Consider the following 14,334-nt stretch of genomic DNA (forward strand, 5'->3'; position numbering starts at 1 on the left):
CTGACGGGTTTGCCAGCTTCGCTGGGCAAACGAAACGCGGCCTTGATTATCATCAAGGCCGCTTTTTTGTTTGATCGCATGATTTATGGCTGATAGTCGTTTACCATTTTTTGCAGCTGTTCAATACGCTCATCAGAAACACCTTTGACAAACTGATTCATACCCGATAACGCAGACTTAAAAGTGGCGATGTCTTCTTCTGTTGGTTCGTACACCTCAATACCCGCTTCTATAAGCATTTTTTTATGCCTTTTTTCTGACTGGTTCACCCAATCAAACACCTCGGATTGGGCTTCCATAGAAGAGGCTGTGAATTGCTCTTTCTCCTCAATGGACAAATTATCCCACCAATATTGGGAAGCCAATGCCAAGCGCGCCGACATGATCAATTTCGCATCCGTAAAGTGGCGCAGTAGGCTTGTCTGATCAAACATTAATGGGACAGATGATGCATTGATGTACCCATCCACAATTCCTGTTTTTAAGGCGTTTGATACCTCAGAAAGCGGAACAATCACACCGCTTGCTCCCATCATTTCAAACATATTTAGTTGGTTTGAGTCGAGCGCCCGCATGCGCAAACCAAACATATCATGGACTGTCTCAATGGGCTTTTCTCTGTTAAAAATCCCCAAAAATGCGCCCGTTGGTAACACAGCCAACACACGCAATCCCTCGCTAGCGAGTCGCTTATTTATGTCATCAAGATAATCACTTTTGGCAAAAAAACCATACTGATGATCCACACTTTTAAAGGTATAGGGCAGTTGCAACACCTGCATTTCGGGTACAAACTGTGCGGCTGCGGTGTATCGAGACAAAGAGACATTTAAGGTACCTGAGCGAACACGAGCAACACGCTCTTCTTCACTGCCTATCGTGTCCCGCGCAAATACATTTGTCTGCCAGCCTTTTTCTTTCAACGACTGAAGTAAATTATCAACATATCGATAACTGCCCGAATTTTCTCGATCAGGATTGGTATCTAAGGCAACCTCTACAGAGGCCGCATTGACAGAACAAGCACATAGCATCACTGCGGTTGTTACAATTATTTTTTTCATGGCACAGCCCTAGTCTAGACGGTTATCTGATCTCGACAATGAATCCAAGATGATGCCGGTGTTACAACTCTTAATTCACTATTTCGACACAGAAAATCAAACCATCAAAGTATAGAAGTAAAAGCCCTCAGAGTGCGAAGAAATCTGTCTAAAAGATAACATCAAAAACAAGCATCATAAGCTTATCTTTAAGATGCTGTTTTTTTATAACTGAGATTTCTAGATAGATCTAGGAGTCATGTTCCGAATAAGGCGGTAAACCAATATCTCTTTTCAGATACTCCGGCATATGCTGAGATTTCAAATGAAAATCTCGAATCTGACGACGTCTTTTTTGCTCAGTGCGCCTTTTTTTAAAGACAACACGTGCGTCGACTATTTTTGCATTTAACCACAGTAATAACGTCCACATACCCAAACCTCCTGTTAATGAGGGCTTTATTGTGTCGCCAAAAAGAGGTAAAAACGAACGCTATATTCTTACAGGTTAGATTAGAAAATCTTATGGGTTTCATTTTCATGAATATGTTTTTATGGACTCGCTTATGAGCAATCGAGTCACGCATCTAAAAGCCGCACATTATTTCTCGGTCGCCAGCCAGACCTTGAGCTACACCAAAGCCGCAAAGCAGCTGCATGTATCACAAGCTGCCGTAAGCCAGCAAATCCGTTTATTGGAGGAATACCTTGGCGTGCCATTGTTTTATCGCTCTGGTCGTGACATGCGACTTACTAATCAAGGACAGGTTCTCGCAGAACATCTAGAGCAAGCGTTTGAACACATAGGAAAAGGCTTAGAAAGCGTCAAACTTGAACCCGTTGAAGGAACACTGCTCGTCTCCGGACTACAAAGTTTTGTGTCTTTATGGTTGATGCCAAAACTGTGGCGTTTTTCCCACTTACACCAATCTATCAACATCAAACTCTTCTCATCCGATGAACGCGAAGATATCCACTCAGGCAAAATAGACATCAGTATCGATAATCTTATCAACCATCAAGATAACATCTCTCAAAGTCTGCTTTTATCGTCTGAAATCATTCCTGTATGCGCACCTGAGCTGGCTAAAAATATTCCATTTAAACAGCCAACAGACTTGCTCAAATGCTGGCTGATACAAGTGGATACCCCGATTTACCGTTGGGAAAAATGGTTCGCAGAGCAACAAATTTCGCCACTTCGCAGTAAGAAGTTACTTTGGGCCGAAGTCAATTCTTGGTACATGGGAATCAGCGCAGTTAAAGCGGGTCACGGTGTGTTTCTGTGTCCTAGGTTTATGGTGCAAGAAGAGCTGGAACAAGGAATACTGGTACAGGCTTTCCCCAAAGCACTGAATACCAAAATAGAGTTTTATGTAAATTACAGCAAAAACTCTCCACGAAAAGCCCGCATCAAGGCTTTTGTCGACTGGCTCAGAGAAGAAAGCGGTGGGCAGGGTGAAAACATCCTTAAAACAGAATCTCATCAACCATTGCCCTGGCCTTAGTAAGATACAATTTTTATAAACTCACTTAATAAGGTGCAGAAATTAGCTCTTCTACCGTCTGATGTAGCACTTTAAGAAACAGTTCACGGGGTTTATTAGGCTGTGTGGTCTTCTTGCAGATGACCGCAACGCCTAATGTATAAGAACGGTCGTGTGGTGCTACTTTGACAATGTCGCCTTTTTGAACATAGTATGAAGCATACAGTTCAGGTAAAAAGCCGATGTATTTTCCTGATAAAATCAAAGCGAGCCGACTGTCATAGAAGTACGAAATCGCCGTTAAGTTCATATGAGAAATTTGCTCGCTCACCGCTTCATGGGGTTTTAGGCCCGCGTGCGTGGCTGGGTATATATCCGCCTTTTCTTCTTGTTCCTCAGGGGACATAGTCGCCAGTGGATGATGCTTTCCACAGTAAAGATAGCAATCGTCACTGTATAAATGAACATAGCTTAAGCCATCCAATTTGCGATGATATGGAATAAAACCAATGTCCGCCTCGTCATTAAGGATCATTCGCTCAATGTTCGACATAGAAGCGACATTCGTAGTGATAGACACTTCTGGCGCTTCCGTCGCAAAGCGCTGAATGAGTTCAGGAAAATGGCTACGAGGGTCTAGACTGACTTTATCGGAAAGAACAAGGCGGAGCTTACCCGTTAAGCTGGCATTGAGGTTGTTTACTGTGGTGCGAAATGCATCTAGGGACTCCAGCAAGTTTTCGGTCATTTTATAGATGATGACACCTTCTTCCGTCAGCGAAAATCCACCACGGCCACGTTTACACAAGACCAAGTTCAAGCGCGCTTCTAAATTAGATATATGCAGGCTGATGGTTGATCGACCAATATTCAGAGAGGTTTCAGCCGCCGAAAAACCACCGCAATCAACGACCGTTTTAAAGACTTTTAGTTGTTTGATCTCATAGTCACCGACTTGCCCCAGTGAGTAGTTTTTAACACTCATCGCCGCTCCCCATATGTCCCGTCATAATTTAGTTCGTTGATTCTCTAACTTTACATTGATTTAAGCGACTTTCATCCCCCTTTCTGCTTCTTTAAGGTAAGAGAGGTCGGTTACCGCAACAAAAAATCTTCATATTGATATTTTGTTCATTCAGGATGATACGTATCCGCTTGGTTATACCCTGAAATGACTTGGCTATGCTCTGAAATAAAACATTGGATACTGGCCTTTCATTTTATTCTTCCAGCACGTTATTTTGGCCTGTTTGTCTTGTTTGATAAACAGGCCTTTTTTGTCATTTTGATTGCTTCCCTTCTTTTTAGAAAGGGGTATAAAGGAGGTTGATATGTCCATCGCGTTGTCCGTTCGTCAAAAGCTAATTGCAATCGTTGTGTTAGTCTGTGTTGGCTATGCAGGGTTTGGTGCTTATTCCATTTACAACTTATCGCAGATGTCGAGTGCATCCGACGATGCTACCGAGCTAAGCCGACTCACCAGCGAGGTCAAAGATGTTGAGATTGCGCTCTTAAAAGTTGAACGCAAAATGACCAGCATATCACCGGATAACATCGACACAATCAGTACAACCTTAGCCAGAATTAAAAGTGAAACTGCGGCGGGATTTAGTATTAGAGCAGATTTACTCGATAAAGAGGGAAAGGCATTATTAGAAAACAGCCAAACTTTACAGCCTAATTATTTATCCACCCTTGAAAGCAATCTGCAAAACTTAACCACTCTTGGATTAAGCAGCAACACAGGTGCCCTTGGGCAATTGAACCAATCAGCACAAGCCTTGGCTGAACAGCTAAAATCCTTAGCAAGCTTTGCCTCACTCTTTAAAGAGGTGAGAGCAAAAGAAAAAGACTTTCTTGCCTACAGCGATGCAGAACACCAAGCAAGTCTGCAGGCCGCCATTCAAGCACTCAAAGACAACGTTAATAACATAGGTTTTGGTGATGTATTTGGACCAATGATTAAAACCTATGAAGATGCACTGGCTCCCGTGATTGCCCTGTCTATTACTCTAAAAGAGCAGCAGAGCAAGCTTGCACTCTTAAGTAACCAATACACACAAGCCATGGACGACAGCGCCCATTATCTGCAAAACACCTTACTGGCTGAGGCGCAGATCCGCTCATCAGAAACCGCTAAGCAAGCACGTCGCTCTTTAACAATCGCCTGTGTCTTACTGGCGCTCGTTATCGGGTTCATTTTGTCGACCGTCATCCGTTCTTTGAATCGCAATCTAACAGCCGTGTTAGCGATTTTAAAAGACGTTGCACAAGGCAAACTGCGTTCACATAAAAATAGCCAGACCTCAACAAATCCAGATGAATTCCAACAGCTATTTATTGCTTCAAACCAGATGTCCGACAGCTTACGCTTACTAATTGGCCATTTAATAAGCAGCAACGAGAAGCTGGTATTCACAGCCGATGAACTGGACAGCGGCATTAAAACCATTGTCAGCGGCAGTGAGCGCATTCGTGATCGCAGTAACACCTTGGCGGCCTCAACGGAAGAAATATCCGCGACCGCAGATACCGTTCAGTCCATGACGCAGAACGTTCAAAGCGCCGCGAAAGTGGCTTATGAATCAGCAACCAGTGGTGTGAGTGCCATGCGTGATGCCATGACCAGCATCAGCGATGTGGCAGACACCATTCAAGACACCAACGAACGTGTCGCGCGTCTTGGTACGCTGTCTAAAGAGATTGATGTGGTGATTGAGCTCATCGTGGGTGTCGCAGAGCAAACCAGCCTATTGGCTCTCAACGCAGCAATAGAGGCGGCTCGAGCAGGGGAAGCAGGGCGCGGATTCGCTGTGGTTGCCGACGAAGTCAAAACGCTGTCTGAGCAAACGGTTAAAGCATCGGGTAGCATCACCGAGAAAGTCGAAAACATCCAAAAGGAAACGCTGGCAGTCATTGACGCCATGACGCTGAGCTTAAATAAAGTCGGTCGAAGTAAAGAGCAGGGCGAAAACGCAGTGAAGACCATTCATCTCGTTGAGCAAAATACGTTAGAGGCGATGAACAATACGCAAGAGATTACTCAAGCCATAAAAGAGGTTGCCTTGACGACAGCACAAATGGCGCAAGACATGGACATCATTGCTCATGATATTAAAGACAACCATAACGCCACTCAATCTATCCAAACGGCCAATAAAAATGTTCATCATCAAACAAATGAGTTAGCTCAGCAAATCCAACGTTTTGATATAACCTAAAGCCAAAAAACCGCCTCAGCACACTGTTAAAAAACACGTCGCACCAATTCGGTGCGAATTTTTGGCTGAATCTAGAAAACTAACCACTTGTTTGAAAATTGCAAAAAAAATGCACGTTTTCAACATCATAGATCAATATTATTCACTCAATTGGTGCATGATTCTCACCCGTCAATCGCACCAAAATAGTGCAATCCATTCCTTTTTAGTGCATCCTGTTCCACTTAGTGATCTGATTTATAAAGACTTTTGACTTTTTTGATTGTTTGATAACGACAAAACTTTAGATAGATTTTGCGTGCTTTATTGCACGCAGGCTTTTTGAAAGTATCGAATACAAGGTGTCACGCCAATGCGGATGTGACTTTTTAATGCACTTTTGCTCTCGAGGTAGCTCAATGATTAAGGCAATACTAAAAGTAAAAAAACGATTGGTTGCAAGCTCTCTAGCGGTAGCTCTTGGATTAGGCGCTGTCGCTTCCTCTGCTCATGCAGCAGATCATAACTGGCGCTTCGCTAACCTATACAGCCGCGGTTCTGCCTTCGGTGCGGTATACGAAGATTTAGCAAAAAACATTGAAACCATGTCTGACGGTCGCATCAAAGTACAAGTTTTATACGACGGTGAAGGCGTAGGTTCTTCTGGTATTTTTGGTGCCGTGAAAACGGGCCTAATCACGATGGGCGCGACCTTCCAATCTTTGAACGCAGGCGAACTTCCAGCAGGCTTAGTTGAAATCGGTCTTCCTGGCGGTACAAGCGACGTTGGTGAGCTAACGACTTTGTTCCAAGAAAAAGGTTGGGCGCCAATCCTCAAAGAAGCCTACGGCGCTCAAGGTCTAGTATGGCTTGACCCATACATTCAGCCAGCGGTTTATGTTATTACTAAGAAACCCATTAATTCTGTTGCCGACTTCCAAGGCTTGAAAATCCGTGCACCAGGCGCATACGGTAAGTTCCTACGTAACCTAGGCGCCTCTCCGGTATCACTTGCTTGGTCTGAGATTTACACCTCTCTATCGACTGGCGTAATCGACGGTTCTATCGGTTCTAACATGATCGATCACCGCGACGGTAACCACGTTGAAGTAGCGAAATACATGTACCCACTTCCACTAGCTGGTGCTCAAGTGTTACCTATCATCGTTAACCAAAGCGCTTGGAACAAACTTCCTGATGATTTAAAAGCCATTGTTAAAGCGGCAACAACCGTTCACGCTCAAGAGCAAATGACGAAATCTAAACTTTGGGAATCTCAAGCGGTTGCTGACATGGAAGCGAAAGGTCTTCAGTGGAGCCCTGAGCCAAGTGCCGCAGACAAAGCCGCATGGAAAGATGCGGGTGCGAAACTTTGGGATGAGTACGCGGCTGCAGACAAATACAGCAAAGAGCTGATCGACGTTCTTCGTAAAGAACAGAAATAATTGATTTAGCACTCATGAAAACGGCCTTCACCAAGAAGGCCGTTTTCAATTTTCCGATCCACCCTTACAGGTACAAAACAATGATAATGACTGCGATTAGACGCTATTGTCTAGGAGTCCACGCATTGGTGGCTTTCATTGGGAATTCCGTTTCCTATCTTATGCCGGTATTAGCCTTTGTCGTTGCTTTCGAGGTTTTCTCTCGTTACGCCTTAGACAAACCGACCATTTGGGCTTACGACACGTCGTTATTTATTTTTGGTTATATTGCGGCTTTAGGTGGTGCTTATGCCCAGCAGCAACGCGCTCACATCAATGTGGATATCCTTTACAACAAAGTTTCAGCTCGGACGAAAAGCATATTTAACCTATTTTCATTCGCCCTTGCCATGTTCTTCATGGTGATCGTTTGCAAAATGAGCATAGGTAAGTTTGAAGAAGCGCTCGAGTTTAACTATCGACGTCAAAGCGAATGGGCTCCTCATATGCATCATTACTGGTTAATGATGGCAATCGCTAGTGTGCTGCTAATTTTACAACTTTCCAGCGACTGGATTGGCTCCTTATATCAGGCGATTACAGGCAAACCTTTATTACCAGAAGCACAGACCGAACAAGAGGAAGCCGCACAATGATAAGTATTGAGTTATTAACGGGCATTTTATTCGCCTGCATCATCGCGTCGTTTGCCTTAGGTGCTCCCGTTGGGTTAGCGCTTGGTGGTATCGCCATGGGCATAGGTTATATGACGTGGGGCGATGCGCTCTTTAATGTTATTCCGACTACACTAGAATCCACCCATTTTAGTTTTATCCTGCTGGCCATCCCTTTATACATTTACATGGGACAATTGCTGACTCGTTCCGGCATTGGCGACGCCATGTTCAATGCCAGCCAAATGTTGATCGGTCGTGTGCGTGGTTCCCTCGCCATCAGCGTGATCGTGGTGTGTTCTATGATCGGCGCCATGGTCGGTATCATCGGTGCAGGCATCATGACCTCTGGCAGTATCGCACTGCGTCCAATGTTGGAGCGTGGTTATGATAAACGTCTCGCGCTTGGCGTTATTATGGCCGGTGGCGGTTTAGGTATTTTGATTCCACCTAGCATCCCAATGATCATGTTTGCGTCATCTACACAGAACTCAGTAGGGCGCATGTTTATCGGTGCCTTAATTCCAGCGCTGATCACTATTATCTTGCTCATCGCTTACGTGGTGATTTCTTGTAAGTTAAACCCTAAACGTGCGCCGATGGATATCGCACCAAAAGTACAGCCAACACCAAAAGAAAAGTTTCTCACCGCGCGAGATGGCTTATTGTCTCTGCTACTGATTGTGGCGGTTCTTGGCAGTATTATCATGGGCATCGCCACGCCAACAGAATCCGGTGCTATCGGTGTAGTGGGCGCGATTATTCTTGCGATTTTCTTTAAACGCTTCAAACCGCGTATGGTTCAAAAAGCCGGTATGCAAGCCGCATTGCTCGTCAGTGTGGCCATGTGGATCATTGTCGGTGCATCCGTGTTCAGTAACTTCCATTTGCTAATGGGCGTACAAAACATGGTCGCAGGCTTCACTCAAGATTTAGGCTTGCCTCCGATTGTCGTCATCATGTTGTTCCAATTGATCATGCTGTTGCTGGGCTTCATTATCGATGAATTTATCATCGTGCTAATGTGTGCGCCTATCTTCACACCGATTGCCGTGTCACTTGGCTACGATCCAATTTGGTTTGGTATCTTGATGATTCTTAACATTGAGATCGCCGTACAAACGCCGCCTTATGGTTTTGCCTTGTTCTACCTAAAAGGCATTGCGCCTCCGGGCATCACCATGTTGGACATCTACAAATCTATCCTACCCTTTGTGCTGTTAAAACTTTTGGTGCTGGTCATTGTGATGATGTTCCCAGAATTGGTTACTTGGTTACCTAGCCAACTAATGGATGGCTAAAACCAATACACAAGAACAGCGATATTAAAAAGGCGACTCATACAAATTGAGTCGCCTTTTTATTTACTCGATAAATTGCTCTATACATTGCTCTATAGATTAGTAACGCTTCAAGATAATCGCTGCGTTGACGCCGCCAAATCCAAAACCATTACACAGCACGTATTCGACACTTTTTTCACGTGAAACCAATGGGATAAGGTCCAAATCGGCCATACTTTCTTCTGGGTTTTCCAGATTTAATGTCGGTGGCAGAATGCCTGTTATTAACGCCTGAGCACTGAAAATTGCTTCAACACCACCAGCAGCACCAAGCAAGTGACCTGTCGCGGATTTCGTCGATGAAATCGCCACTTCTGTCACTTTCTCGCCAAACACGCGTCGCAAGGCGTTGATCTCACCGCGGTCGCCCACCGGTGTTGACGTAGCGTGCGCATTCACGTAGCCAATTTGATCCGCAGTGATGCCTGCCATGTTGAGCGCCGTTTGCATCGCACGGGCAGCACCGTTACCGTCTTCTGGGCCTGATGTCAGATGGTAAGCATCGGCGCTGGTACCATAACCGACAATCTCCACTAAGGGTGTCGCACCTCGAGCCAAGGCATGTTCAAGGGTTTCCAGCACAATAAGACCAGAACCTTCGCCCATCACAAAGCCTTCACGATCTTGATCAAATGGACGAGACGCCTTTGTGGGATCATCATTACGAGTAGACAACGCTTTCAAAGCGCCAAAACCAGCCAGAGACAATGGATCGATACAGGCTTCTGTACCACCAGCTAAAGCCACTTTGGCTTCCCCCGTACGCAATAGACGCATAGCGTCTCCAATCGCTTGAACACCCGCCGCACATGCAGTTACCGGTGTGCCAATCGGTCCTTTGAAACCATATTTAATAGAGACATTACCCGCTGCTAGATTGGCGAGGAAGGCCGGAACCGTAAAAGGTGACACTCTACGTGCACCTTGCTCCTTCAAAACAGAGTGTGCATTAGTAATGGTTGGTAAGCCACCAATACCAGTAGCAATAATCGTAGCGGTTGCCTCTTGGTCTTCCGCCGTCGTTGGGTGCCAATTGGCTTGCGTTAACGCTTCTTCGGCAGCAGCAAGGGCAAATAAGGTAAACAGATCGACACGCTTACGATCTTTAGGTGACAGATAGTCAGCTTCGTTTAAACCATTCGCTTGTTCTGTGTGGCTTGGAACCTGTCCGGCAATGTGTGTGCTTACGCCTTCAGACAAGTTTGTAGGCAGCATACGAATGCCAGACTCACCACGAATCAATTTCTCCCAGACCGAAGCGACACCTAAACCAAGTGGTGACACCAAACCCATACCTGTAATAACAATACGTTCTTTAAGCGACATGAAATAACCCCATTAAGTTTCAGCAGAAAGAAAGTCCCCATGCTAGAGTGAGTCTATATATGATCAAGATAATATTTAGAAACCGATTTATAATGGGACATACGAAGGTTCACCCAGGAGGTTAACTGTGTCATACACCCCAAAACACAAAGAGCAAACGAGACAACGCATACTACAAGCCGCCGCAAAACTTTTCTGTTCGCATGGCTTTGATCGTGTCACGCTGACCCAAATCATGAAACAAGCCAATATGACACACGGGGCGTTTTATGCGCATTTTTCGGGGAAAAGTAGCCTCTATGAAGCGGCCATGCAATTTGCTACGTCTAACGGTTTTTGGGCACGCAATGATAAAAAAACCGAAAGCAATGAGACGCATCTAAAAGCGCTCGTTACTCGTTATTTAAGTTGGAGTCGCAACGACAAAGAGCACCCATCGCCACTAGAGTTTCTCGTCACTGACGCAGCGCACAAAGAAGAAAAAGTTCGCCAAGCCTATCAAGCGTGCTTCGATAGCTTAGTCGACCGTCTTGCCAGCATTCTAAAAAAGCGCGGTAGCCAAGAAGCCGAAGCGCTTGCAGAAGAGACAGTCGTGTCATTAGTAGGAACCGTCGCCATCGCACGCTCTTTTGCACAACCGCTGCAAAACGATTTCTTAAAACGCGCCCAAGAGCGCATCGTCAATCGACTTAACAGTGGTATGCAAAATACGGTTTAGTTGTTTTCGCTGGCGCTGTTTCCGTGATTTCCAAATCCTTATCCAACTTCACGCCAATTACCTTGGCTATGAGACTGTAAGCATGCCTCAACAAACGCCATGTCTTGTACAGCCTGATCGACATTGGGATAATACAAAAAATCCTTTTCCGATAAGGCTAACCGTATATTCTTATAAACATTGGCAAAAGCTTCTAAGTAACCTTCAGGGTGACCGGCAGGAATACGACATAAAGCACGTAAATGCTCAGGATGACCCGCACCATTTCTAGTCAATCGTTGAGCAGGCGCTCCCATTGGCTTAAACCACAGCACATTCGGGTCTTCTTGACGCCACTCAATCGTTGCTTTACGACCCGTTAAACGAAAACCAAGATCATTTTCATGCCCCGTCATTACTTGTGAAGCTAATATCCGTCCTTGCAGTATATTGTCTCTGTAACCTAATTGAATATCCACATGATCATCGACTCTTCTCCCAGCGACAAAAGTAGTCAAGCGTGCATTGACAGACGATGCCGAATAGTCAATCAAATAACTAATCAAATTATAAGCGTGTATGGCTATGTCACCTAAGCATCCAGCCCGTCCAGCCTTAGTAGGATCAGTACGCCAAGCGGCTTGTTTTTGATCCGCGTTTTCGATATCTGCGGCCAGCCAATCTTGTAGATAATAGGCGTCTACCATCAACAACTCACCTAATTCTCCCTTTTTAACCAATTCTCGTGCAAATTTAACCATAGGGTTTTCAACATAGTTATAGGTCACAGCAAGAAAAGTGTTTCGGTCCTTTGCCAAAGCCTGTAATTCTTGAGCTTGCAGTAATGAAACGGTGAGAGGTTTTTCACAAATCACGGCAATCCCGCAGTTTAAAAACGCAACAACATTGTCGTAATGCAAAAAATTAGGTGTGACAATACTCACCACGCTGACACCATCTTTTCGTTGGCTTTCAACCTCAGCCATCGTACGAAAGTCAGAATATGCCCGATCATCTTGCACACCCAGTAATTTCGCGGATGCTTTTGTGATTTCAAAGTCAGAAGAGAAGCAACCAGCGACAAGCTGGTAGCCTCCATCTAAACGAGCGGCCATACGATGAACATCGCCAATAAACGCACCATCTCCACCTCCCACCATTCCCCAATGCAATATAGCCATCCAATACTCTCCTATAATCGCACTGCCTGACCCAACCGATCGGATTGTTCACAGGCGTCCAGCACTCGTTGTACCTGTAACCCAGCATTAAAATCGGGTTGTTCTTGTTTACCCGACAAAATACTGTTGACAAAGCGCTGGTAGATATTGGGCGTACTTTGGCATTCTATGGTTTTCCAAACGCCATCAATCACATCCTCATCCAAGCATACTTCTAGTTGATTCCAGTCCTGATCTAGCTTTAATGACACTTTCACTGCCCCTTTATCACCATGCACGACCAATCGTAAATCATTAAGATTTCCCGTGGCCCAACGAGAAGCATGAATAGACGCCATGGCACCATTTTGCATTCGCGCGGTAATTAAGGCACTGTCATTTGCATCAAGGTGATAGTCACCAATTTGGTTATTATCTGCTTTATCAAAGGTCATTAGGGTACAGTTTACGCTTGCAAACTCGCCAACAGGAAAACGAACAAAGTCCAGTATGTGAACGCCTACATCACCCAACACACCTTTACTACCGTGTGCGCTGGATAGCCGCCACAACCAAGTATCTTCGGTCTTCCAGTTTCCCCATTTAGGGGATACTAACCAACTCTGCAAATAGCTGGCTTCTATATGGCGAATGTTGCCGATTCGGCCGGCCGCAATCAGCTCTCGAGCTTTTTGCAATGAATGCGCGTTACGATAACTCAAATTGACCATGTTAATGCGTTTTGCTTTTAGTGCAGCATCTGTCATCTCTTTCGCGTCTAACGCGTTGAGTGCTAAAGGTTTTTCACACAACACATGCAAGCCAGCTTCAAGCGCTTGAAGCGCTAGTTTTTTGTGAAAGGGGTCCGGTGTCACAATGGATACCGCATCCACATATCCGCTCGCAATCAAGTCCTCTATGGTTTCAAAAGTGTGAGGAATATTGTGCGCCTTAGCAAAACTTTCAACACGTGCCGCGTTAAGGTCACATGCGGCAACAAGCTCACAGCCAGCAATGTTAGCAAACGCTTCTGCATGGACACGAGCCATCCCGCCCGTTCCAATAATGCCAATACGAATCATTATTTAAAGCCCTCTTCGCCTGGCTTATGCAAGCCTTCGCCTTTAACTTCAATGGGGTTTGGAGCTTGGTCAGCAGGGACGCAAGGGCAAGAATCGATCCAACGGCTACCTTCAGGCTGAGACCATTTCACCGCATTTTTTAGAACACGTTTGACCTTGTCATCATAGTAAATTGGATAAGTTTCATGACCCGGACGGAAATAGAATATTTTTCCATTACCACGACGATAGACAAGGCCAGAACGGAATACTTCTCCGCCTTCAAAAGCGCTGATAAAAATCACTTCATCTGGATTCGGAACGGCAAAGGGTTCACCATACATTTCAGTATGGGGTAACTCAATATAATCGCCCACACCTTGAACAATAGGGTGGCCTGGGTTGACAACCCAAAGCCGTTCACGTTCGCCAGCCTCACGCCATTTTAAAGAACAGGTCGTTCCCATTAAACGTTTAAATATTTTGGCATAATGACCGGAATGCAGTACTAATAAACCCATTCCTTCAAGTACACGCTTCTGAACCCGATCAACAATTTCATCCGCAACATCCCCATGGGCAGCATGCCCCCACCAAATTAAAACATCGGTATTTTCTAGTTTTTCTTCGGTAAGACCATGTTCTTTATCCTGCAAGGTAACACTGGTTGCTTCAATATTCGGATCTTCATTCAGACCTGCAGCAATGCAATGATGCATACCATTGGGATAAATACGTGCGACCACTTTATTGGTTTTTTCATGGACATTTTCACCCCATACCGTCACTTTTATTGTCATTCTGTTCTCCAAGGTGTTGTTTTTTTGATAATGGAAAATAAACGTGAGTAAACGTTTACGTTAATAACTTAAACGTTTACTCAAAATAATAAAAGTATTTTTCTTAATTTAATTAAAAA

The 14,334-nt window shown here is 44.9% G+C and carries 13 protein-coding genes; 6 read left to right on the top strand and 7 right to left on the bottom strand.

Translation table 11 applies throughout. From position 1 onward, the window contains the following. Positions 1–83: 83 nt before the first annotated feature. Positions 84–1,064, bottom strand: a complete 981-nt coding sequence (locus DKT73_RS06940) for a TRAP transporter substrate-binding protein (RefSeq protein WP_111637843.1) — start codon at positions 1,062–1,064, stop codon at positions 84–86. Between the two features lie 229 nt (positions 1,065–1,293). Beyond that, positions 1,294–1,476, bottom strand: a complete 183-nt coding sequence (locus tag DKT73_RS06945; RefSeq protein WP_111637844.1) for a hypothetical protein — start codon at positions 1,474–1,476, stop codon at positions 1,294–1,296. Between the two features lie 133 nt (positions 1,477–1,609). Between DKT73_RS06945 and DKT73_RS06950 the strand changes: the two genes are divergently transcribed. Further along, a complete protein-coding gene (locus DKT73_RS06950; RefSeq protein WP_111637845.1) occupies positions 1,610–2,551 on the top strand; it encodes a LysR substrate-binding domain-containing protein in 942 nt (313 codons plus the stop codon). 25 nt (positions 2,552–2,576) lie between these two features. On the opposite strand, the gene DKT73_RS06955 is transcribed toward DKT73_RS06950, so the two are convergent. Further along, the gene (locus DKT73_RS06955; RefSeq protein WP_111637846.1) at positions 2,577–3,515 is read right to left on the bottom strand and encodes a LysR family transcriptional regulator; all 939 of its coding nucleotides are present in this window, start codon (positions 3,513–3,515) and stop codon (positions 2,577–2,579) included. A 346-nt stretch (positions 3,516–3,861) separates the two neighbouring features. On the opposite strand from DKT73_RS06955, the gene DKT73_RS06960 reads away from it, so the two are divergent. The 4 genes from DKT73_RS06960 (at position 3,862) to DKT73_RS06975 (ending at position 9,129) form a co-directional block, all read left to right on the top strand. Continuing rightward, positions 3,862–5,751 carry a HAMP domain-containing methyl-accepting chemotaxis protein gene (locus DKT73_RS06960; protein WP_111637847.1) on the top strand — a complete coding sequence of 630 codons (1,890 nt, stop codon included), beginning with the start codon at positions 3,862–3,864 and terminating at the stop codon, positions 5,749–5,751. A 398-nt stretch (positions 5,752–6,149) separates the two neighbouring features. Then, positions 6,150–7,175, top strand: coding sequence for a TRAP transporter substrate-binding protein (locus DKT73_RS06965; RefSeq protein WP_198666564.1), 1,026 nt, complete (start codon positions 6,150–6,152; stop codon positions 7,173–7,175). 128 nt (positions 7,176–7,303) lie between these two features. Continuing rightward, positions 7,304–7,810 (top strand): TRAP transporter small permease subunit, encoded by a 507-nt coding sequence (locus DKT73_RS06970; RefSeq protein WP_232827816.1) that lies wholly within the window; start codon positions 7,304–7,306, stop codon positions 7,808–7,810. Next, positions 7,807–9,129, top strand: a complete 1,323-nt coding sequence (locus tag DKT73_RS06975) for a TRAP transporter large permease (protein ID WP_198666565.1) — start codon at positions 7,807–7,809, stop codon at positions 9,127–9,129. Before DKT73_RS06970 ends, DKT73_RS06975 begins: the two co-directional genes overlap by 4 nt. Before the next feature lie 99 nt (positions 9,130–9,228). Here the strand turns inward: DKT73_RS06975 and fabF are convergent, their stop codons facing one another. Continuing rightward, on the bottom strand, positions 9,229–10,497 hold the full coding sequence (gene fabF / locus DKT73_RS06980; RefSeq protein ID WP_111637849.1) for a beta-ketoacyl-ACP synthase II: 1,269 nt from the start codon (positions 10,495–10,497) through the stop codon (positions 9,229–9,231). A gap of 127 nt (positions 10,498–10,624) precedes the next feature. Here fabF and DKT73_RS06985 point away from each other — a divergent pair, with 127 nt between their 5' ends. Then, positions 10,625–11,215, top strand: coding sequence for a TetR/AcrR family transcriptional regulator (locus DKT73_RS06985; protein ID WP_111637850.1), 591 nt, complete (start codon positions 10,625–10,627; stop codon positions 11,213–11,215). Between the two features lie 38 nt (positions 11,216–11,253). On the opposite strand, the gene DKT73_RS06990 is transcribed toward DKT73_RS06985, so the two are convergent. The 3 genes from DKT73_RS06990 to DKT73_RS07000 are packed head-to-tail and all read right to left on the bottom strand — an operon-like array spanning position 11,254 to position 14,215. Then, entirely contained in the window at positions 11,254–12,375 is a 1,122-nt protein-coding gene (locus DKT73_RS06990) for a Gfo/Idh/MocA family protein (protein ID WP_111637851.1), read from the bottom strand. A gap of 11 nt (positions 12,376–12,386) precedes the next feature. After that, a complete protein-coding gene (locus tag DKT73_RS06995) occupies positions 12,387–13,436 on the bottom strand; it encodes a Gfo/Idh/MocA family protein (RefSeq protein WP_111637852.1) in 1,050 nt (349 codons plus the stop codon). Continuing rightward, positions 13,436–14,215 carry a ThuA domain-containing protein gene (locus tag DKT73_RS07000; RefSeq protein WP_111637853.1) on the bottom strand — a complete coding sequence of 260 codons (780 nt, stop codon included), beginning with the start codon at positions 14,213–14,215 and terminating at the stop codon, positions 13,436–13,438. The genes DKT73_RS06995 and DKT73_RS07000 overlap by 1 nt, the downstream gene beginning before the upstream one ends. Positions 14,216–14,334: the final 119 nt, after the last annotated feature.

This window comes from Marinomonas shanghaiensis (genome assembly GCF_003259175.1).
Taxonomy (GTDB): Bacteria; Pseudomonadota; Gammaproteobacteria; order Pseudomonadales; family Marinomonadaceae; genus Marinomonas; species Marinomonas shanghaiensis.

Coding starts and splice junctions, on each gene's coding strand:
- DKT73_RS06940 (WP_111637843.1), bottom strand. CDS start 1,064: ATGAAAAAAATAATTGTAACAACCGCAGTGATGCTATGTGCTTGTTCT.
- DKT73_RS06945 (WP_111637844.1), bottom strand. CDS start 1,476: ATGTGGACGTTATTACTGTGGTTAAATGCAAAAATAGTCGACGCACGT.
- DKT73_RS06950 (WP_111637845.1), top strand. CDS start 1,610: ATGAGCAATCGAGTCACGCATCTAAAAGCCGCACATTATTTCTCGGTC.
- DKT73_RS06955 (WP_111637846.1), bottom strand. CDS start 3,515: ATGAGTGTTAAAAACTACTCACTGGGGCAAGTCGGTGACTATGAGATC.
- DKT73_RS06960 (WP_111637847.1), top strand. CDS start 3,862: ATGTCCATCGCGTTGTCCGTTCGTCAAAAGCTAATTGCAATCGTTGTG.
- DKT73_RS06965 (WP_198666564.1), top strand. CDS start 6,150: ATGATTAAGGCAATACTAAAAGTAAAAAAACGATTGGTTGCAAGCTCT.
- DKT73_RS06975 (WP_198666565.1), top strand. CDS start 7,807: ATGATAAGTATTGAGTTATTAACGGGCATTTTATTCGCCTGCATCATC.
- fabF (WP_111637849.1), bottom strand. CDS start 10,497: ATGTCGCTTAAAGAACGTATTGTTATTACAGGTATGGGTTTGGTGTCA.
- DKT73_RS06990 (WP_111637851.1), bottom strand. CDS start 12,375: ATGGCTATATTGCATTGGGGAATGGTGGGAGGTGGAGATGGTGCGTTT.
- DKT73_RS06995 (WP_111637852.1), bottom strand. CDS start 13,436: ATGATTCGTATTGGCATTATTGGAACGGGCGGGATGGCTCGTGTCCAT.
- DKT73_RS07000 (WP_111637853.1), bottom strand. CDS start 14,215: ATGACAATAAAAGTGACGGTATGGGGTGAAAATGTCCATGAAAAAACC.